The following is a 24,985-nucleotide window of genomic DNA, read 5'->3' as shown; positions in this document are numbered from 1 at the left end:
GTTTCGCGAGGCCGCTGCAGGCCCGCCTCGCCTCAAAAACGGCGAATTATAGCCGTTCAGGCAGGCCACGGGTAATGGCCGCACGCCGGAGCGGGGCTTAGCGCACGGCGATTCAGCCCCGGTACAGATGGCGGCGCTTCGCTCAAGCCGGCGGCAGGCGCTCGTCGAGCAACCGGTGCAGGGCGCTGTCGGCCGGCCAGTTGCGCAGCAAGCGGGCACGGTCGCGGGCATAGGCACTGGCATAGGCGCTGTCGCTGCCGTGGGCCTGCAGGGCGTCGAGGTCGATCACCAGCCAACGATCTTCATGCCAGATCAGGTTGGTGCCCTTGAAGTCGCCATGGCCGAGGCGCTCGCGGCGCAGGGCCTCGACCAGCGCCAGCAGGGCGTCCAGCTCGGCCGCGGGCGGGGCGGAATCCACATAGGGGGCGAAACGCTCCAGCAGATTGGGCCCGTCGACGAAGGGCGTGACCAGATAGGCGCGACCGCGCAGACCGAGGAAGCGCCGCTCGCGCACAGCCAGGGGCTCGGGGGTGGGAATGCCGAGGAACCGCAGGCGATGTCCTTCGCGCCAGCTGTGCCAGGCCCGGCTCGGTCGCCAGAAGCGCGTCAGCCAGTGGCCGAAGCCCTTGATGTTGTATCTCTTGAGCACCAGGTCCTGGCCCTGCCATTGCAGCCGGGCCACGGTGGCGGCGCCGCCGTCCTTGAAGGTCGGCAGGCCGGCCAGGGCGGCATCAGGATCGGCCAGCAGGCCTTCCAGACGACTCAGCCAGGTACGGCGCACGGCGATCAGGCCGAAGGCGCTGCGGGTGACGGCGAACAGGGTGCACTCCCGACCGCTCTTCTTCAGGTAGTCGGCCAGGCGCCAGCGGCGGATCTCGGCGGTGCGCGCCAGCAGGGCGTCGAGGCGCAGGGCGTGCTCGGCATTGACCAGCAGGTAGTGGATCAGCAGTTCTTCCAGCTGGGCATCCAGGGCGGCCGGCAACTGGGCGAAGAACACCGCCAGATTCTCCTGCACCCGCGCCTGGGACAGCGGTTGGCCGACACTCTCGGCCTGGATGTCCGCCGCATCTATGACCAGAGCGGCGCCGTCCTTGACCAGCAGGTTGTCCAGGTGCAGATCGGCCTGCCAGAGGCCCTGGGCATGTAGCTGCGCCAGGGTGGCGAGGGCGGCGCCTAGCAAAGCATCCTGAGCCGGCGACAAGGGCGGTTCGGTGGCGAGCGGCTGCCAGAGCTGCTCGACGCTGGGCGCCGCCTCGATGAAGTCGAACAGCAGCCAGGCGCCCTGCCCGCCTGCCTCGCCGCTGTCCAGCAGCGCGGGAGTCGGCGCCGCGGCGGCCGCCAGCAGGCGACAGCCCTCGCGCTCGCGGGCGAATTGCCGGCTCGCGCGCTCGCCGACCAGCAGCTTGGCCAGCACCCGCCGGCCCTGCCAGCGGGCTTCGCCGACATAGCGCTGACCGGGCAGCACCCTGAGCAGCGACAGCACTTCCAGTTCGCCACCGGGCAGTTCGATGCGCAGCGGCAGGGCTGGCGCGCGGCCGGCCCTGGCCAATTGCTCCAGGGTCATGCCTTGCGCTCCTTGTGGCGGCGACGCCCGGCCAGACGCTGGCTCCAGTCCCGCACGGCGGCGCTGTCCAGCGGCTGGTCCAGATAGCTCGCCAGCAGGCGGGCGATGTCCGGTTCACTCCATTGCGGCGCGCGGCGCAGCAGGGGTTCGAGATCGCGCAGGCGATCGCGCCGGCCGAACAGCAGCGGCCGGGTCTTTTCCAGATCGATCAGCCGCGCGACCAGGCCTTCGCCCTGGCGCTGCAGGAACAGATGCTTGGGATAGAAGCAGCCGTGCACCTGGCCGGCGCCGTGCAGCTGCCGGGCCAGTTCACCGACGGCGACCAGCACCGCCTGGCGCTCGTCCGGCGCCAGGTGCGGCCAGACCCGCAACCAGCTGTCCAGATCACGCCAGTCATCCAGCGCCCGGGTCAGCAGGATGGCGCGCCAGCCCTGGTCGTCGCGGCGCTCGCCGTAATAGGCCAGCTCCAGTGCCGGGATGCCGAGCTCGGCGTAGCGGCGGATGTTGCGACTCTCGCGGGCGAAGGTCGGCTCGCCCAGCGGGCGGGCCAGGGTCCGGGTCAGGTAGTCGCGCTGGCGCTTGAGGTAGTAGCCATGACCGGCGACGTCCAGGCGAAATACCTGGCTGAAGCCGCCGCGCCCCTGGTTGGGTTCATCCACCGCGGGCAGCTCCAGCGCCCACAGCGCCGCGAAGCTGTCCAGGCCCTGGCCGGCCAGCACGGCCCGATCCTCGGCCGCCCATACCTCGTTCATTCCCGCCCCTTGAAATAGTCCAGCACCTCGCGGATGCGCCCCTTGTCGTTGTCGCTGAGGCGCGCGCGACCGCGGTATTGCAGATAGAACCTGAGGCGCTGGGTGCGCGACAGCTGGTACTTGGCCACCTTGTCCAGGCAGGCCAGGTCCTTGACGATGCGCCAGCGCAGCCAGTGGCCGACCCAGAAGGCGCCGGCCGGGCAATCGATGAAATAGAGCACGCCCTGGCCATCCACCAGCAGGTTGCGCCACTTGAGATCGTTGTGGACGAAATGATGGTCGTGCAGGGTGCGGGTGGCCGCGGCCAGCTGGCGGCTGACGTTGTCCACCCAGACCCGGTCGCGCAGGCGTGGATCCTCGCGCCGGGCCAGTTCGGCGAGATCCAGGGTGTCGGGAATCTCCCGGGTGATCATGGCGCCGCGGGTGAACCCCCGGGGCGAGCGCTCCATCCCCCAGGCCACCACCGGCGCGGTGGCGATGCCCCACTTGGCGAAGCGCTTGAGATTCTGCCACTCGGCCTTGACCCGCGGCCGCCCGACATAGCGCCGCAGCCCCTTGCCAGCGCCGTGGTAGCGCTTGACGTAGTAGCGGATGCCGTCGCGCTCGATGCGCACCACTTCCGACAGCGGATCGCTGGTCAGGCGTTCGCCGGTCAGCGCGAACACCGCGTCCAGGGTCGCGAATTCGGGCAGGTGGGCGACGCTGGAATCGATGCGCCAGTCAGCCATCAGAGCCGGTCCCCGTAGCGTTCCTTGCGCTCCAGCAAGGCGGCGGCCTTGCGTTCCAGCCGCGCCAGCAAAGGCGCCTCGTCGCGCAGGATCTCGCGCAGCGGGCGCTGGAAGTAGCCGCGCAGGAAGCGCAGGAAGTCGCGCCGCGTCAGGCCGATGCCCAGGGCGGAGAAATACAGTCCGGCCAGGTCCTTGTCGCGCCAGCGCCGGGGCACCTGGGCGCGGCACTGGGCGCGGTGCAGGTCGATCAGCCAGAGTCGCAGAGTGGCCACGGTGACCGGCTGGGCGGTATCGAGCAGGAAATGGCAGATGTAGCAGTCGCGATGATTGACGCCGGCCCGGTGCATGGCGCCGGTCATGCGCGCCACCTCGGCGATCAGCGCCCGCTTGAGCGCCGGCTCGGGCGGCTGGCGGACCCAGTCGAGACTGAAGTCTTCGAGACTGACGGTGGGCGCCAGCTCCTCGGTGATGATGAAGGAGTGCTGGGTCGCCGGATTGACGCCGCGCTCGCCGAAGGCCACGGCGGTCATGGTCGGCACGCCGACCTGGTGCAGCCGCTCGATGGCCTGCCATTCCTGGCGCGCACCCAGCACCGGCTGCTTGGCCTGCAGCAGATTCTTGGCGATCTCGCCCCAGCCGATGCCGCGGTGGATCTTGACGAAGTAGCCGCGCCCGGCCACCTCGGTGCGCAGGGTGCGGCGGCCGTCCAGTTCGCGATAGACCTGGCCCTGCAGGGCCTCCACGGCGACGAAGGGATCCTGGCCGGCCCAGAGGCTGGCGAAGGGCTCACGCAATTCCAGGGTCATGCCACCCCCAGGATGACATCGGCGGCGCGCTCGGGCAGCGAATAGAGATCGGCGCTGTCGGCGAAGGCCAGGCCGTTGCGACCCTGCACCGCGCGGCGCTCGGGATCGGCCAGCAATTCGGCCAGCATCCGGTCCAGGATCTCCTGGGCGAAGGGCGACGGCACCACCTCGCCGGCGCGGGCCTCGTCGATGTAGTGGGCATAGCCGCAGACGTCGGTGACCAGCACCGGCAGCCCGGCGACCAGCGCCTCCAGGAGCACGGTACCGGTGTTCTCGTTATAGGCCGGATGGATCAGCAGATCGGCGCCGAGCAGGAAGCGTGGGATGTCGCTACGCCCCTTGAGGATCTGGACGCGATCGCTCACGCCCAGGGCCTTGGCCTGCAGCAGGAAGGGCTTGGGATCGTCCTGGCCGATGGCGAACAGCCGGGTGCGCTTGCGCAATTCCCTGGGCAGCGATGCCAGGGCGCGCAGACTGCGATCAAGGCCCTTGGTCTTGAAGCCGGAACCGATCTGCACCAGCAGCAGCTCGCCCTCCTCCAGCTCGAATTCGCGGCGGAAGTCGGCGCGGATCTCGGCGGCATTGGCCGGCGCGCGACGGTCGGCGGCGATGCCCGGCGGCAAGAGGTGGAAGCGCGGCGCCGGCGTGCCGTAGTGCTTGACGAACAGCGGCTGCTGCACCTCGGAGATCATCAGGATCTCGGTGGAGGACTCGGGCGCGAACACCGCCCGCTCGTATTCGGCGAAGTGGCGATAGCGACCCCACTGTCGATAGAGCGGGTTGCGCAGGGTCTGGGCCTTGTCCTCGAAACAGGGATCGGCGGCGTAATAGACGTCCAGCCCCGGCATCTTGTTGAAGCCGATCACCCGGTCCACCGGATCGCGGGCGAGGTCGGCCTGCAGCCAGGCGTGGAATTTCTCGTTGCGTCGGTGATTGAACAGGGCGCTGACCCGGGCCACCCGCACATCGAAGCCCTCCGGTACCGGGCCTTCCCAGATCAGGGTGTAGACGCGAATGGCATGGCCGCGGCGCTGGCACTCCTGGGCGATGCGCAGGAAGTCCCGCTGCAGGCCGCCAAAGGGAAAGTACTTGTAGAGCACGAAAGCCAGGGTCATGCGGGGAGGTCTTCCAACAGCAGGGTTTCCAGTTCCAGTTCGACCCGCTCCGGGGTCAGGGCGGCCAGACTCGCGGCGGGCTGATCGCGCGGCTCGTCGGTGCCATCCAGGCCCACGGCGCTCAGGTGCACCTGGGAGCGGCCATAGGCGCCGACCTTCTTCGGACTGGTCGGGCCATAGAGCGAAACGGTGGGCACGTCCAGGGCGGCCGCCAGGTGGCCAAGACCGGTATCCACCGCCACGCAGGCCCGGGCGCCGGCCAGCACCTTGGCCACCCCGGCGAGATTCAGGCGCGGCAGCACCTGGACGCCATCCAGGCCGTCGGCGATGCGTTCGGCCCGGGCGTGCTCCGCCTCGTTGCCCCACAGCAGCCGCACCGGCCAGTCCAGCCGGCTCATGCGTTCGGCCAGTTCGCGCCAGTGGGCCTCGGGCCAGTGCTTGCTGACCCAGGTGGTGCCATGCAGGAAGACCACATAGGGCGTCTCGTTGGGCCCGGCCAGGCGTTGCCGATCCAGGCCGTAGTCACCCACGCCGGCCGGCAGCGGATAGTCCAGCGCCTGGGCGAACAGCTGGCGGATCCGCTCCAGGGCATGCTGCCCCTTGGCCACGTGATAGCGTTCGTCATAGAAGCGGCTGGCCAGGGGCTCGCGCGCGGAAGTGCGGTCGAGACCGGCCACCGGCGCCTCGGCATAGCGGGTCAGCCAGGCGCTCTTGAGCAGGCCCTGGGCATCGATCACCCGGTCATAGCGCTGCTCGCGCACCCGACTCTTGAATTCGCCCCATTCGCCACTGGCCCAGGCGGAAAAGGGCTGCTTGCGCCAGCGCCGCAGGGCCACCGGGATCACCTGGCTCACCGCCGGGTGCCAGGCGGGAATCTCGGCGAAGCCTTCTTCCACCACCCAGTCGAAGCAGATGCCGGGGATGGCCCGGGCCGCATCGGTCAGCGCCGGCAGGGTATGGATGACATCGCCGAGCGACGAGGTCTTGACCAGCAGCACGCGCATCTAGCCCACCTCGACCGGATCGGCGACCAGACGGCCGAGAGCGTCCTGCACCAGGCTCGGCTGCAAGAGGCGCAGGCAGTCGTAGTGACCGAAGCGACAGGTGCGGTCGAAGCAGGGACTGCACTCCAGCCCCAGGCGCACCACCTCGACCTGACTGGCCAGTGGCGGCGTGAAGCCCGGCGAGGTGGAGCCATAGACCGCCACCAGCGGGCGATCCAGGGCGGCGGCCACGTGCATCAGCCCGGAATCGTTGCTGACCACGGCGCTCGCACAGGAGAGCAGGTCGATGGCCTCGGCCAGGGAGGTGCGCCCGGCGAGGTTGCAGACATCTTCTTCGAAGCCGGGGGTGACCCATTCGCGGATCTCTTCACCGCCCGGGGCATCCTTCTGCGAGCCGAACAGCCAGACCTGCCAGCCCTGGCGCAGCCGGGCATCGGCCACGGCGGCATAGTGCTCGGCCGGCCAGCGCTTGGCCTCGCCGAACTCGGCACCCGGACAGAGCGCCAGCACCGGCCGGTCCAGACTCAGGCCGAAGCGTTCCAGGGCGGCGTCGCGGCTGGCCGGATCGATGGCCAGGCGCGGCTCGGGATAGGGTTTGGGCAACTCGGCACCGGGCGCATGGGCCAGCGCCATGAAGCGCTCGATCATCAGCGGATAGCGGGCCTTGTCCAGGGTGCGGATATCGTTGAGCAGGCCGAATCTCATCTCGCCGCGCCAACCGGTGCGCTTGGGGATGCCGGCGAAATAGGGCACCAGCGCCGATTTCAGCGAGTTGGGCAGGAGGATCGCCTGGTCATAGCGACCGCGCAGCTGCTGGCCGATGCGCCGGCGGGTGGCCAACTCGAAGGCGCCATGGCCGAGGGGAAAGCTCAGGGCTTCGCGCACCTCGGGCATGCGCTCGAGCAGCGGGCGACTCCACTCGGGGGCGAGTACGTCGATCTGGCAGTCGGGGTGCTGGCGCTTGAGGCAGACGAAGAGGGTCTGCGCCATCACCATGTCGCCGACCCAACTGGGTCCGATGATCAGAATATTCATGCTGGAAGGCGATCGGCACCTAGCGGGTGGCCGACTCCCACTCCCTCAGGCCCGGCCTGATCGAAAGCTCGCGCACGGACATCGACATCTTGCCTCTCCTTACTGATGACGGCCTAAAAGGTGGCCGGATTGCCGGACGGCGTGTCCAGCCCCAGGCCGTGCCAGATACGGCGTACTTCGTCGCGCTCGGCGAGAAAGCCGTCGGCCGGCACCTTGCCCGGCTGCTTCTGCAAGACCAGGCGGTGCAGCGCGGCGCGGTAGGCCTTGTAGGCTTCGCGCAGGGCAATGGCGTCCGTGGCCGGTACCAGACCAGCCGCTTCGAGGGATTCCAGGATGCGGATGTTGTCGGGAAAACGCAGCAATTCGGGATGCTGCCACGACCAGGCCAGAACGGCATATTGGACCATAAATTCGATATCGACGATACCGCCGGCATCCTGCTTGAGGTCGAACAGCTGCTCCGGCCGGCGCGCGTTCGGCCCCAGTCCGCCGGCGGTCAGCGCGGTGCCGAGGTTGTCGAGCATCTTGTCGCGCATGCCGGCCACGTCGGCCTGCAGGGTCGCCAGCTCCCGTTGCCGACCGAGGATGCGCGCCCGCACCGCATCGAAGCGCTCGCCCAGCCGCGGGCCACCCGCCACCACCCGCGCCCGCACCAGGGCCTGGTGTTCCCAGGTCCAGGCCTCGCTCTGCTGGTAGCGCTCGAAGGCCTCCAGCGAACTCACCAGCAGCCCCGCCGCGCCGGACGGCCGCAGGCGCATGTCGACCTCGTAGAGGGTGCCCACCGGGGTGGTGGTGGTGAGCAGATGGATGATGCGCTGACCGAGGCGATTGAAGAACTGGGCGCCATCCATGGGCTTGGCGCCATCGGTCTCGGCCAGGGGATCGGCGTCGTGGATGAACACCAAGTCGAGATCCGAACCGTGGCCGAGTTCGATGCCCCCGACCTTGCCATAGCCGACGATGACGAAATCCGGCTGGCAGGGCGAGCCGTCGCGCCGCTGCGGCGTGCCATGGCGCTGCACCAGCTGGCGCCAGGCCAGGCCGAACACCTCTTCGAGGATCACCTCGGCCAGCCAGGTGAGATAGTCGCTGACCATCATCAGCGGCAGGCTGCCGGCGATCTCCGCCGCCGCCACCCGCAGGCTGTGGGCGCGCTTGAAGTGGCGCAGCACGTCCATCTGCTGCTCCAGGTCCTCTTCGGGCAGGCGCATCAGGCGCTCGCGCAACTCGGCGGCCAGTTCCGGCTTCTGCGGCGGATGATAGAGCCGCCCCTCGTTGAGCAATTCGTCGAGCAGCGCCGGATAGCGGGCGATCTGCTCGGCCACCCAGGCACTGGCGCCGCAGAGTTCCAGCAGCCGCGCCAGGGCCGGCGGATTCTCGCTGAGCAGGACCAGGTAGGCCGAGCGGCGCGCCACCGCCTCCACCAGCGGCAGCACCCGCTCCAACGCCCGATCGGGTTGCTCGTCGGCGCTGACCGCATCCAGCAGCCGCGGCATGAAGGCATCCAGGCGTTCGCGACCGGCGCGCTGCATGGCGCGCACCTGACCACTGGCGCGCAGGCTGGCCAGCAATTCCAGCGCCTGCTCCGGCGCCTGGAAGCCCGCCTCGCGCAGTCGCGCCAGGGACTCCTCGGGGTCGAGCAGGTCGTCCCACAGCGGCAGCCAGCTGTCTTCCAGTTCGGCGCTCTGGGTCTCCTCCTCGGGATCGGCGATGGTCTGCTGGAAGTGCCAGTCGATGCGGCTGCGCCAGGCGTCGAGCGCGGCGCTGAATTCATCCCAGTCGGCATGGCCCATGAGAAAGGCCACCCGCGCCCGGCCCTGGGGATCCACCGGCAGGGTCTGGGTCTGCTGGTCGGCGATGGCCTGCAGCCCGTGCTCCACATAGCGCAGGAAGCAATAGCCCTCGCGCAACTCGGCTTCGGCCGCGGCCGGCAGATAGTCGCGCTCGCGCAGACTGGTCAGCACCCTGAGCAGCGGTCGCTGCTGCAGCGCCGGATCGCGTCCGCCGTGGATCAGCTGATAGGCCTGGGCGATGAATTCCACTTCGCGGATGCCACCCGCGCCCAGCTTGACGTTGTCGGTCATGCCGCGCCGGCGCACCTCCTGGCGGATCAGCTGCTTCATGCTGCGCAGGGCTTCGATGGCGGAGAAATCCAGATAGCGCCGATAGACGAAGGGCCGCAGCAGGGTCAGCAGTTCGGCGCCGCTGGCCTGGTCGCCACCGACCACCCGCGCCTTGATCATGGCGTAGCGTTCCCAGTCGCGCCCCTGGTCCTGGTAATAGAGCTCCATGGCGGCAAAGCTCAGCACCAGGGCACCGGCGCTGCCATAGGGCCGCAGGCGCATGTCGACGCGAAAGACGAAGCCGTCCACGGTGACGGCGTCCAGCGCCTTGATCAGGCGCTGCCCGAGGCGGGTGAAGAATTCCTGGTTGTCCTGCTCGCGCCGCGCGCCGCGGGTCTCCCCGGCCTCGCCATAGGCGAAGATCAGGTCGATGTCGGAGGACAGATTGAGCTCTCCCGCGCCCAGCTTGCCCATGCCCAGCACCACCAGCTGCTGCGGCTGGCCGCTGTGGCGTCCGGTCGGCACGCCGAACTGGCTGCACTGCTGGGCGTACAGCCAGGCGCAGGCCTGGTCGATGCAGGCATCGGCTAGGTCGCTGAGGTCGCGACAGGTCTCCACCAGATCGGCGCGGCGGGTCAGGTCGCGCCAGACGATGCGCACCTGCTGCAGCATGCGGAAGCGCCGCAGCCGCCGTCCCAGTTCGGCTTCGTCCGGGCAGTCGGCCAGGGCGTCGCGCAGGCGCTGCGCCATGGCCCCCGGCGCCAGCGACAGCGCAAGGTCGCCGCTGTCGACCAGCGCCAGGCAAGGCTCGGGCAACCGGCAGAACTGCTCGACGACGAAGTCGCTGAGGGCAGCCACCCGTCGCCAGTCGGCGCATTGCGCCGCGGACCAGTTCGCCTGGCGGGCCGCCGCCGCGGGCAGCGTGGCCAGGGCATCGGCCAGACGCCGGTCGGCGAGCTCGGCACATGCGACGAGAGTCGGAGGCAGATCGGGACGAAGGAGGGGTATCATGGGCAGTCCTGCGCAGGGACGGTCGAATCCCGCCACCCTGCCGCGAACCCCCTGCCAGGGACATTCCGACGGACCACCTGGTCCGAGCGGGAACCGTTTTCACGTCCGCGGTTCGGAGTTCGCGAGCCCTCGAGCAGCGCGTTCGACAAACGTCGAATTGTTTTTTATCGCATTACAGCTCGGAGCTGAAACGGATTTGAATTTGTAGTAAAACTACACGCCGATCGGAACCGTCCGGTCATAAATCCAAGAATTTTCGCTGCCCCCAAGAGGCCGGCGGCGACCCTGAGGCGACCGATTTTGGAAGCCTTTCCGCCCTGGAGCAAGCCATGCAAGATCTCGATCCCGTCGAAACCCAGGAATGGCTGGACGCCCTGGAGTCCGTCCTCGACCACGAAGGCGAGGAGCGCGTTCATTATCTGATGACCCGCATGGGCGAACTGGCTACCCGCAGTGGTACCCAGCTGCCCTACTCCATCAATACCCCCTATCGCAACACCATTCCAGTGACCAAGGAAGCCCATATGCCGGGCGACCTGTTCATGGAGCGACGCATCCGCTCGCTGGTTCGCTGGAACGCCCTGGCGATGGTCATGCGCGCCAACCTCAAGGATCCGGATCTGGGTGGCCACATCTCCACCTTCGCCTCCAGCGCCACCCTCTATGACATCGGCTTCAACTATTTCTGGAAGGCGCCCAACGAAGAGCACGGCGGCGACCTGATCTACTATCAGGGCCATGCCTCCCCCGGCGTCTACGCCCGTGCCTTCCTGGAAGGCCGCCTCTCCGAAGACCAGATGAACAACTTCCGCCAGGAAGTGGACGGCAAGGGGCTGTCGAGCTACCCGCACCCGCACCTGATGCCCGACTTCTGGCAGTTCCCGACCGTGTCCATGGGTCTGGGTCCGATCACCGCCATCTACCAGGCCCGCTTCATGAAGTACCTGGAGAACCGCGGCTACATCCCCGCCGGCAAGCAGAAGGTCTGGTGCTTCATCGGCGACGGCGAGTGCGACGAGCCGGAAACCCTGGGCGCCATCTCCCTGGCCGGCCGCGAGAACCTCGACAACCTGATCTTCGTCATCAACTGCAACCTGCAGCGCCTCGACGGCCCGGTCCGCGGCAACGGCAAGATCGTCCAGGAACTGGAAGGCATCTTCCGCGGCGCCGACTGGAACGTCACCAAGGTCCTCTGGGGCCGCATGTGGGATCCGCTGTTCGCCCGCGACACCGAAGGCCGCATGCAGCAGCGCATGGACGCCGTGGTCGATGGTGAATACCAGAACTACAAGGCGAAAGACGGTGCCTATGTGCGCAAGCACTTCTTCGGCGCCAACCCCGAGCTGCTGAAGATGGTCGAGGACCTGTCCGACGACGAGATCTGGAAGCTCAACCGTGGCGGTCACGACCCCTACAAGGTCTATGCGGCCTACCACCAGGCGGTCAACCACAAGGGCCAGCCCACCGTCATCCTGGCCAAGACCATCAAGGGCTACGGCACCGGTGCGGGCGAAGCCAAGAACACCGCGCACAACACCAAGAAGGTCGATGTGGAGTCGCTGAAGAAATTCCGCGATCGCTTCGACATCCCGCTGAACGACTCCCAGCTCAGCGAGCTGCCCTTCTATCGTCCGGCCGACGACAGCGCCGAGATGAAGTACCTGATGAGTCGTCGCGAATCCCTGGGCGGTCACCTGCCCCAGCGTCGCGCCCGCAGCATCAGCATCCCCACGCCGCCCCTGGACAGCCTGAAGGCGGTACTGGACGGCTCCGGCGATCGCGAGATCTCCACCACCATGGCCTTCGGCCGCATCCTGTCGCAACTGGTCAAGGACAAGGACCTGGGCAAGCGCATCGTGCCCATCCTCGCCGACGAGGCCCGTACCTTCGGCATGGAAGGCATGTTCCGCCAGCTGGGCATCTACTCGCCCCACGGCCAGCTCTATGAGCCGGTCGACCGCGACCAGGTGATGTACTACCGCGAGGAGAAGGACGGCCAGATCCTCCAGGAAGGCCTCAACGAGGCCGGCGCCATGTCCTCCTTCATCGCCGCCGGTACCGCCTACAGCAACTACAACCAGCCCATGCTGCCGGTCTACATCTTCTATTCGATGTTCGGCTTCCAGCGCATCGGCGACCTGGCCTGGGCGGCGGGCGATGCCCAGACCCGCGGCTTCCTGCTGGGCGGCACCTCCGGCCGCACCACCCTGAACGGTGAAGGCCTGCAGCACGAGGACGGTCACAGCCATATCCTGGCCGGCACCATCCCCAACTGCCGCAGCTACGATCCCACCTATGCCTACGAGCTGGCGGTGATCATGCGCGAAGGCATCCATCAGATGATGGAACTGCAGCAGAGCGTCTTCTACTACATCACCGTGATGAACGAGAACTACCAGCAGCCGGCCATGCCCGCAGGTGTCGAGGACGGCATCATCAAGGGCATGTACCTGCTGGAAGAAGAAAAGGGCGACTTCAAGCACCGCGTCCAGCTCTTGGGCTCGGGCACCATCCTCAACGAGGTCCGCGCTGCTGCGAGCCTGCTGCGCGAGATGGGCGTCGGCGCCGACATCTGGAGCGTCACCAGCTTCAACGAACTGCGCCGTGAAGGCCTGGCCGTGGATCGCTGGAACCGCCTGCACCCGCTGGAAGAGCGCCGCCTGACCTATGTCGAGCAGTGCCTGGGCGAGCGCCAGGGTCCGGTCATCGCCTCCACCGACTACATGAAGCTGTTCGCCGACCAGATCCGCCAGTGGGTCCCCACCGAATTCCAGGTGCTGGGTACCGACGGCTTCGGTCGCAGCGACAGCCGCAAGAAGCTGCGTGATCACTTCGAGGTCGACCGCCGCTGGGTCGCCGTCGCCGCTCTGCAGGCGCTGGCCAACCAAGGCAAGCTGGAACGCAAGGTCGTGGCCGATGCCATCACCAAGTTCGGCATCGACACCGAGAAGCGCAATCCCCTGGATTGCTGATGCGGCACACGGATAAGAGGAAACAACTGTGAGCGAGACCATCCGCGTACCCGACATCGGCAGTGGCGACGGCGAAGTCATCGAGCTGCTGGTAAAGGTCGGCGATACCGTCGAGGCCGAACAGAGCCTGGTGGTGCTGGAGTCCGACAAGGCCAGCATGGAGATCCCGGCCCCCAAGGCCGGCAAGATCGCCGCCCTGCACATCAAGGTCGGCGACACCCTCAAGACCGGTGATCTGCTGATCGACCTGGAAGGCGAGGACGCCGCCACCGGCAGCGAACCCGCCGCCGAACCCAAGGCCGAGTCCAAGCAGACCCAGGTCGAGGAAAGCGAAACCCCGACGCCGGCCGGCGACGAGGACGCTTCGGCGTCCGCCGGCGAAGGCGAAGCCCAGGAGATCCATGTCCCGGACATCGGCTCCAGCGGCAAGGCCAGCATCATCGAGGTGGCGGTCAAGCCCGGCGACACCATCGCCGCCGAGCAGACGCTGATCACCCTGGAGTCCGACAAGGCCAGCATGGAAATCCCCTCCCCCGCCGCCGGCGTGGTGGAGAGCGTTTCCGTCAAGGTCGGCGACGAAGTGGGCACCGGCGATCTGATCCTGGTGCTCAAGGGCGCCGCCAATGCCAAGCCGAGCAAGAGCGTCGAGTCCAAGGCCGGCGACAAGCCGGCCAAGGAAGCCGCCGAGCCCGAGCTGCACGAGGAAGCCGCCGCCGAGCCGGCCGGTGAATCGGTCGAGGAGATCAAGGTCCCCGACATCGGCTCCACCGGCAGCGCCAACGTCATCGAGGTGCTGGTCAAGGCCGGTGACCAGGTCAAGGCCGAGCAGTCGCTGATCGTGCTGGAGTCCGACAAGGCCAGCATGGAAATCCCGGCGCCCAAGGCGGGCGTGGTGGAAAGCGTTGCCATCAAGGTCAACGACCAGGCCAAGACCGGCGATCTGATCCTGACCCTGAAGGTGGCCGGTGCCGCGCCCAAGCAGGCGGCCAAGCCGGCTGCCGGCAACACCGCCAGCGCGCCGGCTGCCGAGAAGAAGGCCGAGGCGCCGGCCAAGGCCGCCGCTCCCGCCAGCGCCCCTGCCGCCGGCAAGGGCAAGAAGGTCCATGCCGGCCCGGCCGTGCGTATGGTCGCCCGCGAGTTCGGTGTCGATCTGGGCGAGGTCACCCCGACCGGTCCCAAGGGTCGCATCCTCAAGGAAGACGTCCAGGCCTACGTCAAGGATCAGCTGCAGAAGAGCAAGGCGGCTCCGGCTGCGGCTGCCGGCGCCACCGGTGGTGCCGGCATCCCGCCGATCCCCACCGTGGACTTCAGCAAGTTCGGCGAGATCGAAGAGGTGCCGATGACGCGCCTCATGCAGGTCGGTGCCAACAACCTGCATCGCAGCTGGCTGAACGTGCCCCACGTGACCCAGTTCGACCAGTCCGACGTGACCGATCTGGAGGCCTTCCGGGTCGGCCAGAAAGCCGTGGCGGAAAAGGCCGGCGTCAAGCTGACCATCCTGCCGTTCCTGCTCAAGGCCTGCGCCCATGTGCTCAAGGAACTGCCGGACTTCAATGCCTCCCTGGCCCCCAGCGGCAAGGCGGTGATCCGCAAGAAGTACGTGCACATCGGCTTCGCCGTGGACACCCCGGATGGCCTGCTGGTCCCGGTCATCCGCAACGTCGACCAGAAGAGCCTGCTGCAACTCGCCGCCGAAGCCGCCCAACTGGCGGAAAAGGCGCGGACCAAGAAGCTCAGCGGCGACGACATGCAGGGCGCCTGCTTCACCATCTCTAGCCTGGGTCACATCGGCGGTACCGGCTTCACGCCGATCGTCAATGCCCCGGAAGTGGCGATCCTCGGCGTGTCCAAGGCCAGCATGCAGCCGGTCTGGGACGGCAAGGCCTTCCAGCCGCGCCTGATGCTGCCGCTGTCGCTGTCCTACGATCACCGCGTGATCAACGGGGCGGCCGCCGCGCGCTTCACCAAGCGCCTGGGCGATCTGCTGGCGGAAATCCGCGGTCTGCTGTTGTAAACCGCCACAGGACGGTAACGGAAGGCCGTTACCGTCCCCTGGTGTAGTTCAGAAACCCCGCTCACGCGGGGTTTTTGCTGTCAGATCAACCGAAAGATCCAGGAAAAAGGTAGGATGAGCGCCCCGAGCGCCGCCCCTTGCATGCGCCGGGCCCTATCGGGCAACCTGACAGCCATCCCAGCGTGCTGGCGAGGCGGAAAGGAAAAAGGATTAATGATTTGTCTGTCCTTTCCGATAAACCTAGGACATCTTTCCGTCTTCACAAGGACGCGGACCCTCGCATGAGTATTCACTCCGATGCTGCCGATGCCGCGGTAGCCGATCAGGCGGGCGCGCTCAGCGCTCCTGCCCGATTGGGCTTGCTGCGTTTCGAGCGTCTGAATGAAGCCTCCTGGGCGATGCTCTATCTCGATTCCCGCTGCGAAGCCAGCCTCGGCCTGCCCGCCCAGGCGCTGTGCTCGCTCATCGATGCCCCCTATGCCAGCCTGATGGAGCCCAGCGTCCGTCATCGGCTGCACGAAGACATCCAGCTGCAACTGGCCGAACACGGCAGCTATCAGGTGCGCTACCTGTTCCACTCCCCCACGGCGCCCTGCCAGGTCGTCGAGGTCGGCGAGAGTCTGCAGCGCCATGGTCGCCCGCTGCTGCGCGGCTATCTGCTGCGGGTGATGAACGACGACGCCCTGGCCGGCGAATGGGAAGCCCATAATGTGGCCCTGCGCTCGACCCTGGCCCTCCTGCAGGACAGCCAGGATCACAGCCAGCAACGCCTGGCGATGGCCCAGGCGCGGCAGACCCTGTTGCTCGAATTGTCCCGCCTGGCCCTGCGCCAGGCGCCGGTGGACGATGACCTGGTGCAGTTGCTGCGCGCCCAGGGCCCGGCCGCCTTTGCCGTGGACGAACTCAGCCTGTGGCGCTACGAGGGCAATGGCCTCGTCACCCTGTGTAAGGAAGAACGCCTGCCGACCCTGTGCAGCGACCACCGGCGCCGGTTGCGCGAGCAGGGCGTGATCGAAGACGCCAGCCAGGTGCTGCACCCGTCCCACAGCGGAGGCGGAACGGCGCTGGACGTGGCACTGCTGCACGACGGTCAACTGACCGGTCTGCTCTGCCTGCGACGGGACCGAGCGGCCACCTGGGAAGCCGAGGACGTCGCCTTCGCTCGCAGCCTGGCGGAATGCCTGGCCGCCCTGCTCCAGCAACCGCAGCGCCCGTCCAAGCTCGCCCACCCCCTGACCCGGGTGATGGAAGCCAGCAACGATGCCTTCCTGCTGCTGGATGCCAGCGGTTGCCTGGAGCACGCCACCGACAGCTTCGCGCGGATCACCGGCTATCCCATCGGCAAGCTTCAGGGGCTGCACGTCGAATCCCTGCCCGCCCTGGAAAACTGGGGCGAGCTGCTCTACGAAGCCTGGCAACGCCTGGCGCACCAAGACAGCTGGCAGGGCGAACTGCGCTGCTATCGCCGGGACGGCGAGAGCTACTGGGGCCAGCTGTCGCTGTCCAAGATCAAGCAGCCCAATGGCGATCTGCAGGGCTATCTGGGCATCTTCCAGGACACCAGCAAGACCCGCTTCGCCCAGCAGCACAACGACGAATTGGTGTTTCGCGACAGCCTCACCGGGCTGGCCAATCGCAGCCACTTCATCGCCCGCCTGGAAGCCCGCCTGGAGCAGTCCAATCCCAACCGCGAACACTCGCTGCTGCTGGTGGACGTCGACAACTTCAAGAGGGTCAACGACAGCCTGGGGCATCGTATCGGCGACCAGCTGCTGGTGGGTCTGGCCCGGCGCCTGCGCAGCGCCCTGGGCACGGGCGCGCTGATCGCCCGCATCGCCAGCAACGAATTCGCCGTGCTGCTCGAAGGCATGGACGCGGTCGCCGCCGACAGCCTGGCCCGCGACACCCTGGTGGCCCTGGATCCGCCGCTCTATGTGGAAGGCCACCCGACCCTGATCAGTTGCTCGATCGGCCTGACCACCGCGCGACCGCACGAGACCGATCCGCAGACCCTGATCAAGCACGCCGGCCTCGCCCTGCACCGAGCCAAGGCCACTGGCGGCCATCAGGTCCAGGTGTTCACCGAGGCGCTGATCGCCGAGGCCAGCAACAAGCTGTTCGTGCAGAACAACCTGCGCCGGGCTTTGGAGCAGAACGAACTGCTGGTGCACTACCAGCCCAAGGTCTGCCTGAAACGCGCCAAGTTGCTGGGACTGGAGGCCCTGATCCGCTGGCAGCACCCGGAAAAGGGCATGATCCGCCCGGATCAGTTCATCAGCATCGCCGAGGAAACCGGGCTCATCGTGCCCATCGGCAAATGGATCATCCGCGAGGTCTGCCGCCAGCTGCACCGCCTCGACGCCGCCGGCTTCGACGATCTGCAGATCGCCATCAACCTGTCGCCCAAGCAGTTCACCGATCCCGACCTGGTGCAGTCCTTCGTCACCATCCTTGACGAGGAGGGCATCGCGCCCAAGCGTCTGGAGCTGGAACTGACCGAAAGCCTCCTGCTGGATGCCACCGACGCCACCCGCAACACCCTCGAAGCCCTCAAGCACCTGGGCATGAGCCTGGCGATGGACGACTTCGGCACCGGTTATTCGTCGCTCAGCTACTTGAAAAAATTCCCCATCGACGTCATCAAGATCGACAGGAGTTTCATCAAGGACATCCCGGACAACCAGGACGACATGGAAATCACCTCCGCGGTGATCGCCATGGCCCACAACCTGCGGCTGCAGGTGGTTGCCGAGGGCATCGAGACGACCGAACAGCTGGCTTTCCTGCGCCACCATCGCTGCGATATCGGCCAGGGCTATCTGTTCGACAAGCCCATCCCGGCCGACCAGCTCGACGCCTCCCTGGCGCGTTACCTGCCGACGCGCTGACCCGCCGCGCGGACTGACCCCGCTGCCGCGATTTTGCGTACACTGAGCCTTTCGCCTGGCCCTTTCCCACGAGGTATCCCATGGTCCTGCGTTCCGAAATCCTGACCAAGAAGACCCATCTGCCCGCCGCCGAGCAGGCACTGCCCGGCCGCGAGACGGCCATGGCCGTACCCGCGGCCCACTATGTCAACGGCAATCCGTTGCAAGGCCCCTTCCCCGCCGGCCTGCAGAGTCTGGTGGTGGGCATGGGCTGCTTCTGGGGCGTCGAGCGGCGCTTTTGGCAACAACCCGGCGTCTGGACCACCGCGGCCGGCTATGCCGGCGGCCATACCCCCAACCCCACCTACGAAGAGGTCTGCTCCGGCCTGACCGGTCATACCGAGGTGGTGCTGGTGGTGTTCGATCCGGCCCAGACCTCGCTGGAGGCGCTGCTGAAGATCTTCTGGGAAGCCCACGATCCGACCCAGGGCATGCGCCAGGGCAACGACGTCGGCACCCAGTATCGCTCGGCCCTGTATTACGCCGACGACAGCCAGCGGGAAGCCTTCGAAGCCAGCCAGGCCGCCTTCCAGGCGCAGTTGGCCGAGGCCGGCTATGGCGAGATCACCACCGAGATCGCCCCGCTGCCGCCCTTCTACTACGCCGAGGCCTATCACCAGCAATACCTGGCGAAGAATCCCAACGGCTACTGCGGCCTGGCCGGTACCGGTGTCTGCCTGCCGCCCAGCCTCGCGGTCTGATCCCGAGCCGCTGCGGCGGCTTTCTTTGTTGGGCTGCGGCGGTAGCGCCGCCTCAACCCAACCTGCCAGGCTCTTCCCGTAGGTTGGGTTGAGCCCAGCGAAGCCCAACGGTCCCGGCCTCGCTATTCCGCGATCAGCCAGTCCAGTCGCCAGCTGCCTTCACCCTGGGCCAGGTGCTCGGCCAGCCAGGGCAGCAACTCGCGCAATTCTTCTTCCAGCCCCCACGGCGGATTGACGATGGCCAGTCCCGAGCCATTGAGCCGGGTGGGATCGTCCGCCGCGCGGATCAGCAACTCGACGTTGAGCAACTTGGGCGCGCCGCTGGCCTGCAGCCCAGCATGGAAGCGCCTCAACTGGCGGCGATCCTTGATCGGATACCAGAGCGCGATCACCGTCTGGCGCATGCGGCCGACGGCCTCAGCGACCGCCTTGGCGCAGCGCTCCAGCTCGTCGGCCTTCTCGAAGGGCGGATCGATCAGCAGCAGGGCCCGGCGTTCCGGCACCGGCAGCAGCGCCCGCGGCAGCAGCCAGCCATCCTTCTGGTGCACCGCCACCCGGCGATCTCCGGCCATGTTTTCCTTGAGCAGGCGACCGTCCTCGGGGTGCAGCTCATTGAGCAGCAGCCGATCCTGGGGGCGCAACGCCTGGCGCATCAATTCGGGCGAGCCGGGGTAGTAGCGCAGCGCGCCGTCGGGATTGAGTGCCGCCACCGCTTCGCGATAGCCGACAAAGGCCGCCGGCGCGGATTCCAGGGCCCACAGGCGTCCGATGCCTTCGCGCCATTCGTCGGTACGGCTGGCCTGGTCGCCGGCCAGGTCATAGCGACCCACGCCGGAATGGCTGTCCAGATAGACGAAGGGCGTCTCCTTGCGCGCCAGCAGCGCGGCCAGGCGCAACAGGGTGGCGTGCTTGAAGACATCGGCGTGATTGCCGGCGTGGAAGGCGTGTCGGTAATTCATGGGATACTCCAGCGTCAGCCCTACAGTGTACCGCCTTCCTCGGGCACCCGCGGCGTCGCGCTTTGACACCCCGGCCACCCAGCGGGTTAAATCCCCTGGTTCTTCAATTCTTTACCCCAGGAGTCACGCTTGGACGCTGTCACCATCAACAGCTTGTTCTTGATCGGTGCGGTGCTGATCGGCCTGTCGATTCTGGTCAGCTCGATTTCCTCGCGGGTCGGCATCCCGATCCTGGTGATCTTCCTGGTGGTCGGCATGTTCGCCGGCGTCGACGGCCCCGGTCACATCGCCTTCGACAACTATCCGATGGCCTACCTGGTGGGCAACCTGGCGCTGGCGGTGATCCTGCTCGACGGCGGCATGCGCACCCGGGTGTCGAGTTTCCGCGTGGCGCTCTGGCCGGCGCTGTCGCTGGCCACCGTGGGGGTGATGATCACCACCGGCCTGACCGGGGTCGCCGCCGCCTGGCTGTTCGACCTCAGCCTGCTGCAGGGCCTGCTGATCGGCGCCATCGTCGGCTCCACCGATGCTGCGGCGGTGTTTTCCCTGCTCGGTGGCCGCGGTCTCAACGAACGGGTCACCGCGACCCTGGAAATCGAATCCGGCAGCAACGACCCCATGGCGGTGTTTCTCACCGTCACCCTCATCGAGATGCTCGCCAGCGGCCAGAGCGGCTTCAGCTGGAGTCTGCTGGGCCATTTCGTCAGCGAATTCGCCATCGGCGGGGTGATCGGCCTCGGCGGGGGCTGGCTGCTGCTGCAACTGATCAACCGCATCCACCTCGCCGACGGCCTCTATCCGCTGCTGGCCATCAGCGGTGGCCTGCTGATCTTCGCCCTGACCAACGCCGCCCATGGCAGCGGCATTCTCGCCGTCTACCTGGCCGGTCTGCTGATGGGCAATCTGCCGATCCGCAGCCGCCACGGCATGCTGCACATGCTCGATGGCATGGCCTGGCTGGCGCAGATCGGCATGTTCCTGGTGCTGGGCCTGCTGGTGGAGCCGCACAACCTGCTGCCCATCGCCCTGCCCGCCCTGGGCCTGGCCCTGTGGATGATCCTGGTCGCCCGCCCGCTGTCGGTGGCCATCGGCCTGCTGCCCTTCCGCGCCTTCCATGACCGGGAAAAGGCCTTTATCGCCTGGGTCGGGCTGCGCGGCGCAGTCCCTATCATCCTGGCGGTGTTCCCGATGATGGCCGGGCTGCCCCAGGCCCAGCTGTTCTTCAACGTGGCCTTCTTCATCGTGCTGGTGTCGCTGCTGGTGCAGGGCTCCAGTCTGCCGCTGGCGGCCAAGCTGCTCAAGGTGACGGTGCCGCCGGAACCGGCGCCCTTCTCCCGCGCCGGGTTGCAGGTTCACCCGACCAGCGAATGGGAGCTGTTCATCTATCGTCTGGGCGCCGAGAAGTGGTGCATCGGCGCCGCCCTGCGCGAGCTGAAGATGCCCGAGGGCACCCGTATCGCCGCGCTGTTCCGCGGCGAGACCCTGCTTCACCCCTCCGGCAGTACCACCCTGGAAGCCGGCGACATCCTCTGCGTGGTCGGCCACGAACACGACCTGCCGGCCCTGGGGCGGCTGTTCAGCCAGGCGCCGCAGCAGACCCAGAGATTCTTTGGCGACTTCGTCCTCGAAGCCGACGCCGAACTCAGCGCCGTGGCTGCGCTCTACGGCCTGCAACTGGGCGAGGTGGACGGCAACCAGCGCCTCGGCAGCTTCATCACCCACGAGATCGGCGGCGAACCCATCGTTGGCGACCTGGTGGAATGGAACGGCCTGGTGTGGATCGTCGCGGCCATCGAGAACAAGCGCGTGCGCAAGGTCGGTGTGAAGTTTCCCGAAGGGCGCAACAGCGGGCCCGCGCTCTTTCTTTAACGATGGATGAACAGGGTTCGCGGCTTGAGGGGTGCTGCCTTGCACCCCAGGCAGCCTGGCTTTAACCTCGCGCCTTTCCACTGCCCGACGCCTGCCGCATGCACCGCCTGTCCGCTCTGCTTCGCGCCGCCGCCCTCTGCGGCTGCCTGTTCACCCTTCCCGCCGTCGCTCAGGATTCCGGGCCGCCGGATGCCCAGCAGGTGCAGCAGAATCTGAACGGCCTGGCCGATCGCAAGCTGCCCGCCCCCGAGCAGAGCGCCGCCCAGGACAGCCTGCAGCAGACCCTCAAGCTGCTCGACCAGCGCGACCAGTACGTCAAGCAGCTGGCCGATCTGCGCCAGCAACTGGCCCAGGCGCCGCAGCAGACCAAGGACGCCCAGCGGCAACTGGCACGGCTGCGCGCCGAGCCGATCAAGCCGGCCGAACAGCGCTATGCCGGCGCCACGCCCCAGGCCCTGGAACAGCGCCTGAGCGAGACCAGCCTGGCGCTCAACAGCGTGCAGGACGACCTCAATGCGGCCAACAGTCTGGTGATCAACGCCCAGACCCGTCCCGAGCGCGCCCAGGTGGACATCGCCAATCTGCAGACGCGTCTGCAGCAGATCGCCGATCTGCTCAAGGCCGGACGCGAGAACGCCAAGCCCCTCACCGCCGAGCGGCGCGGGCAGTTGCTGGCGGAACAGGCGGCCGCCAATGCGCAGATCCAGCTGCTGCGCCAGGAACTGGCCGGCAACAGTGTGCTGCAGGATCTGGGCGCCATCCGCCGCGAACTCTTCACCGAGCAGGTCAAGCGCTACGAGCAGGAGACCCTGGACCTGCAGACGCTGATCAGCGGCAAGCGCCGCCAGCAATCGGAAAAGACCCTGGCCGAAGCCTCGCGCGAATCGGAAAAGACCGCCGGGGACGATGTGCTGTCCCAGGAGACCGGGCTCAATCTGCAACTGTCCGACTACCTGCTGCGCGCCACCGATCGCCTCAACGACCTCAATCGCCGCAATCTCGAGTCGCGCCAGCAGCTGGATCAGCTCAAGCAGACCACCGAGAACATGGAACAGCAGATCGGCGTGCTCAAGGGCAGCGTGCTGCTGTCCAAGCTGCTCTATCAGCAGCGGGCGGCGCTGCCCTCGGTCAAGGTCAACAAGGACCTCACCGACGACATCGCCGATCTGCGCCTCTATCAGTTCGAACTCAATCAGCAGCGCGCCCAGATCGCCAATCCGGAAGGCTATGTCGACAATCTGCTGGCCCAGCAGCCGCCGGAAAAGGCCACCCCGCAGCTGCGTCAGCAACTGCTCGACCTGCTCAAGACCCGCAGCGAATTGCAGGAGCGTCTCAACACCGAGCTCAATGCCCTGCTCAGCGAATCCATCGATCTGCAGCTCAACCAGAACCAGCTGCGCAGCACCATCACCAGCCTGCGCGGCACCCTCGACGAGCAGATGTTCTGGATTCCCAGCAACAAGCCGCTGGACTGGAACTGGGTCAAGACCGCGCCTCGCAAGCTGCTGCAGCAGCTGCGCGACGTGCCCTGGGGCTCAAGCCTGCACGAACTCTATGTCGGTCTGGCCGAGCGGCCGCTGCTGCTGCTGCCGCTGGTACTGGCTTTCGCCACCCTGATCTGGCAACGCCCGCGCATCCATGGGCGGGTCAACAAGCTCAACCAGGACATCGGCCACTATCAGCGGGACAGCCAGCTGCACACTCCCCAGGCCATCCTGCTCACCATCCTGTTGGGCCTGCCGGCGAGTCTGGTGCTCTGGCTGGGCGGCGTGGCCCTGGAGGGTGACGAACGCGGGGTCAATGCCGCCATCGGCGCGGCGCTGCTGGAGATCGCCGCCGGCTGGCTGGTGTTCTACACGGTGTATCGCCTGCTGGCCTCCGGCGGCGTGGCCGAGACCCACTTCCGCTGGGCGCGGCCCCAGGCGCAGTCGCTGCGCCGGCTGGTCAGACGGGTGGGTCTGCTGGCTCTGGCGCTGATGGCGGTGGTGGCCATCGCCGAGCGCCAGCTCGCCGGCCTCGCCGACGACGTCCTCGGCATCCTCATCGTGCTGGTCGCCTATGCCAGCCTGGCCTGGATGCTCGGTCGCTCCCTGCTCAATGCCACCGCCCGCGAGCGCCTGCCGTTCTTCCGCCTGCTGCTCGGCCTGATGATCACCGCCATTCCGGCCGTGCTGTTCTTCGCCGTGCTCTTTGGCTACTACTACACCGCGCTCAAGCTCACCGATCGGCTGGTGGACACCCTCTATGTGCTGATGGCCTGGATCATCCTCGAAGCCACCCTGGCCCGCGGCCTGAGCGTGGCCGCGCGGCGCCTGGCCTACCAGCGCGCCATCCAGAAGCGCCAGGCGCAGCAGGAAGACGCCGAGGGCGTCGAGGTGGTGCAGGAGCCGACCCTGGACATGGAACAGGTCAACCAGCAGTCCTCGCGCCTGCTGCGCCTGACCCTGCTGCTGGCCTTCCTCGGCGTGCTTTACCTGGTCTGGGCCGATGTGGTGGCGGTGTTCTCCTACCTGGACAACGTCACCCTCTACCAGTACACCAGCGGTACCGGCGCCGCCGCCACCCAGGTACCCCTGACGCTGCGGGTGTTCATCATCGCCCTGGTGATCGCCGGTCTCACCGTCGCCCTGGCGCGCAACCTGCCGGGCCTGCTGGAGGTGCTGGTGCTGTCGCGGCTGAATCTGGCCCAGGGCAGCGCCTACGCCACCACCACCCTGCTCTCCTACGTCATCGTCGGCTTCGGCACCGTGACCACCCTGGCGACCCTGGGGGTGAGCTGGGACAAGCTGCAGTGGCTGGCCACCGCCCTCTCGGTCGGTCTGGGTTTCGGCTTGCAGGAGATCTTCGGTAACTTCATCTCCGGCCTGATCATCCTCTTCGAGCGCCCGGTGCGCGTCGGTGATCTCATCACCATCGGCAACGTGACCGGTACGGTGAACAAGATCCGCATCCGCGCCACCCATATCACCGACGCCGACCGCAAGTCGGTGGTGGTGCCGAACAAGACCTTCGTCACCAGCCAGCTGATCAACTGGACGCTGACCGACACCGTCACCCGTATCGTGCTGACCTTCGGCGTCAATCGCGGCAGTGACCTGGCCCAGGCGCAACAGCTGATCATGCAGGCGGTCAAGGAGAATGCGCGGGTGCTCCACGACCCCGAACCCTCGCTGTTTGTCACCCACTACGGCGCCACCACCCTGGATCACGAACTGCGCATCTATGTCCGGGAACTGGGCGATCGCAGCGCTGCCACCGATGAGCTGATCCGCCGGGTCGACCAGCTGCTGCGCGACGCCGGCATCAACCTGCTGTCCACGCCGCAGATGGAGATCACCCTGAAGAATCGACACGGAGCGGAGAAACAACTGGGCAAAAAGCCTCTCCTACCTGAAGGGGATGCCCAGCAGGAGGCCGAGGATCCCAAGCCACCCAAGGCCTGACGGCCCCTGCGCGGATAGTTCG

15 protein-coding genes are annotated in these 24,985 nt (G+C 67.3%); 6 read left to right on the top strand and 9 right to left on the bottom strand.

Annotation, left to right across the window (positions count from 1 at the left end):
* Positions 1-142: 142 nt before the first annotated feature.
* The 8 genes from DBY63_RS18770 to glnE all read right to left on the bottom strand — a co-directional run bounded on the left by DBY63_RS18770 (position 143) and on the right by glnE (position 10,078).
* Positions 143-1,564, bottom strand: a complete 1,422-nt coding sequence (locus DBY63_RS18770; RefSeq protein WP_108582550.1) for a lipopolysaccharide kinase InaA family protein — start codon at positions 1,562-1,564, stop codon at positions 143-145.
* The gene (locus tag DBY63_RS18765) at positions 1,561-2,316 is read right to left on the bottom strand and encodes a lipopolysaccharide kinase InaA family protein (protein WP_027603038.1); all 756 of its coding nucleotides are present in this window, start codon (positions 2,314-2,316) and stop codon (positions 1,561-1,563) included. The genes DBY63_RS18770 and DBY63_RS18765 overlap by 4 nt, the downstream gene beginning before the upstream one ends.
* The gene (locus tag DBY63_RS18760; protein WP_027598552.1) at positions 2,313-3,044 is read right to left on the bottom strand and encodes a lipopolysaccharide kinase InaA family protein; all 732 of its coding nucleotides are present in this window, start codon (positions 3,042-3,044) and stop codon (positions 2,313-2,315) included. Before DBY63_RS18760 ends, DBY63_RS18765 begins: the two co-directional genes overlap by 4 nt.
* A complete protein-coding gene (gene rfaP, locus DBY63_RS18755; protein ID WP_108582549.1) occupies positions 3,044-3,850 on the bottom strand; it encodes a lipopolysaccharide core heptose(I) kinase RfaP in 807 nt (268 codons plus the stop codon). Before rfaP ends, DBY63_RS18760 begins: the two co-directional genes overlap by 1 nt.
* Positions 3,847-4,965, bottom strand: a complete 1,119-nt coding sequence (locus DBY63_RS18750; protein ID WP_027598550.1) for a glycosyltransferase family 4 protein — start codon at positions 4,963-4,965, stop codon at positions 3,847-3,849. The genes rfaP and DBY63_RS18750 overlap by 4 nt, the downstream gene beginning before the upstream one ends.
* Entirely contained in the window at positions 4,962-5,969 is a 1,008-nt protein-coding gene (gene waaC, locus DBY63_RS18745) for a lipopolysaccharide heptosyltransferase I (RefSeq protein ID WP_074585025.1), read from the bottom strand. The genes DBY63_RS18750 and waaC overlap by 4 nt, the downstream gene beginning before the upstream one ends.
* Complete coding sequence (gene waaF / locus DBY63_RS18740) at positions 5,970-7,004, bottom strand: lipopolysaccharide heptosyltransferase II (protein ID WP_027598549.1); 1,035 nt, start codon at positions 7,002-7,004, stop codon at positions 5,970-5,972.
* Positions 7,005-7,117: 113 nt separating this feature from the next.
* Positions 7,118-10,078 carry a bifunctional [glutamate--ammonia ligase]-adenylyl-L-tyrosine phosphorylase/[glutamate--ammonia-ligase] adenylyltransferase gene (glnE, locus tag DBY63_RS18735; protein WP_108582548.1) on the bottom strand — a complete coding sequence of 987 codons (2,961 nt, stop codon included), beginning with the start codon at positions 10,076-10,078 and terminating at the stop codon, positions 7,118-7,120.
* Positions 10,079-10,407: 329 nt separating this feature from the next.
* On the opposite strand from glnE, the gene aceE reads away from it, so the two are divergent.
* From aceE to msrA, 4 genes are all read left to right on the top strand, one after another.
* On the top strand, positions 10,408-13,050 hold the full coding sequence (gene aceE / locus DBY63_RS18730) for a pyruvate dehydrogenase (acetyl-transferring), homodimeric type (RefSeq protein WP_108582547.1): 2,643 nt from the start codon (positions 10,408-10,410) through the stop codon (positions 13,048-13,050).
* 28 nt (positions 13,051-13,078) lie between these two features.
* Complete coding sequence (gene aceF / locus DBY63_RS18725) at positions 13,079-15,064, top strand: dihydrolipoyllysine-residue acetyltransferase (protein WP_027598546.1); 1,986 nt, start codon at positions 13,079-13,081, stop codon at positions 15,062-15,064.
* A 281-nt stretch (positions 15,065-15,345) separates the two neighbouring features.
* Positions 15,346-17,952, top strand: a complete 2,607-nt coding sequence (locus DBY63_RS18720; protein ID WP_108582546.1) for a GGDEF and EAL domain-containing protein — start codon at positions 15,346-15,348, stop codon at positions 17,950-17,952.
* Between the two features lie 80 nt (positions 17,953-18,032).
* Positions 18,033-18,692 carry a peptide-methionine (S)-S-oxide reductase MsrA gene (msrA, locus tag DBY63_RS18715; protein WP_007161945.1) on the top strand — a complete coding sequence of 220 codons (660 nt, stop codon included), beginning with the start codon at positions 18,033-18,035 and terminating at the stop codon, positions 18,690-18,692.
* A 122-nt stretch (positions 18,693-18,814) separates the two neighbouring features.
* Here msrA and rlmJ read toward each other — a convergent pair whose 3' ends face one another.
* Positions 18,815-19,651: a 23S rRNA (adenine(2030)-N(6))-methyltransferase RlmJ gene (gene rlmJ, locus DBY63_RS18710; protein ID WP_027603032.1), complete on the bottom strand. Its 837-nt coding sequence runs from the start codon at positions 19,649-19,651 to the stop codon at positions 18,815-18,817.
* 129 nt (positions 19,652-19,780) lie between these two features.
* On the opposite strand from rlmJ, the gene DBY63_RS18705 reads away from it, so the two are divergent.
* Positions 19,781-21,520: a potassium/proton antiporter gene (locus DBY63_RS18705; RefSeq protein WP_027598543.1), complete on the top strand. Its 1,740-nt coding sequence runs from the start codon at positions 19,781-19,783 to the stop codon at positions 21,518-21,520.
* Positions 21,521-21,618: 98 nt separating this feature from the next.
* Positions 21,619-24,963, top strand: coding sequence for a mechanosensitive channel MscK (mscK, locus tag DBY63_RS18700; RefSeq protein ID WP_108582545.1), 3,345 nt, complete (start codon positions 21,619-21,621; stop codon positions 24,961-24,963).
* Positions 24,964-24,985 lie beyond the last annotated feature (22 nt).

The sequence above is a fragment of the Pseudomonas sp. RIT411 genome, from assembly GCF_003057735.2.
Taxonomy (GTDB): domain Bacteria; phylum Pseudomonadota; class Gammaproteobacteria; order Pseudomonadales; family Pseudomonadaceae; genus Chryseomonas; species Chryseomonas oryzihabitans.
The sequence above is the reverse complement of the archived record's forward strand: the minus strand, read 5'-3'. Positions and strand labels throughout refer to the sequence as shown.

What these genes read in the sequence shown, in the direction of transcription:
- DBY63_RS18765 (WP_027603038.1), bottom strand. Translation starts at nt 2,316, where the DNA reads ATGAACGAGGTATGGGCGGCCGAGGATCGGGCCGTGCTGGCCGGCCAG.
- waaC (WP_074585025.1), bottom strand. Translation starts at nt 5,969, where the DNA reads ATGCGCGTGCTGCTGGTCAAGACCTCGTCGCTCGGCGATGTCATCCAT.
- aceE (WP_108582547.1), top strand. Translation starts at nt 10,408, where the DNA reads ATGCAAGATCTCGATCCCGTCGAAACCCAGGAATGGCTGGACGCCCTG.
- rfaP (WP_108582549.1), bottom strand. Translation starts at nt 3,850, where the DNA reads ATGACCCTGGAATTGCGTGAGCCCTTCGCCAGCCTCTGGGCCGGCCAG.
- msrA (WP_007161945.1), top strand. Translation starts at nt 18,033, where the DNA reads ATGGTCCTGCGTTCCGAAATCCTGACCAAGAAGACCCATCTGCCCGCC.
- DBY63_RS18720 (WP_108582546.1), top strand. Translation starts at nt 15,346, where the DNA reads ATGAGTATTCACTCCGATGCTGCCGATGCCGCGGTAGCCGATCAGGCG.
- mscK (WP_108582545.1), top strand. Translation starts at nt 21,619, where the DNA reads ATGCACCGCCTGTCCGCTCTGCTTCGCGCCGCCGCCCTCTGCGGCTGC.
- rlmJ (WP_027603032.1), bottom strand. Translation starts at nt 19,651, where the DNA reads ATGAATTACCGACACGCCTTCCACGCCGGCAATCACGCCGATGTCTTC.
- DBY63_RS18760 (WP_027598552.1), bottom strand. Translation starts at nt 3,044, where the DNA reads ATGGCTGACTGGCGCATCGATTCCAGCGTCGCCCACCTGCCCGAATTC.
- DBY63_RS18750 (WP_027598550.1), bottom strand. Translation starts at nt 4,965, where the DNA reads ATGACCCTGGCTTTCGTGCTCTACAAGTACTTTCCCTTTGGCGGCCTG.
- DBY63_RS18770 (WP_108582550.1), bottom strand. Translation starts at nt 1,564, where the DNA reads ATGACCCTGGAGCAATTGGCCAGGGCCGGCCGCGCGCCAGCCCTGCCG.
- waaF (WP_027598549.1), bottom strand. Translation starts at nt 7,004, where the DNA reads ATGAATATTCTGATCATCGGACCCAGTTGGGTCGGCGACATGGTGATG.
- glnE (WP_108582548.1), bottom strand. Translation starts at nt 10,078, where the DNA reads ATGATACCCCTCCTTCGTCCCGATCTGCCTCCGACTCTCGTCGCATGT.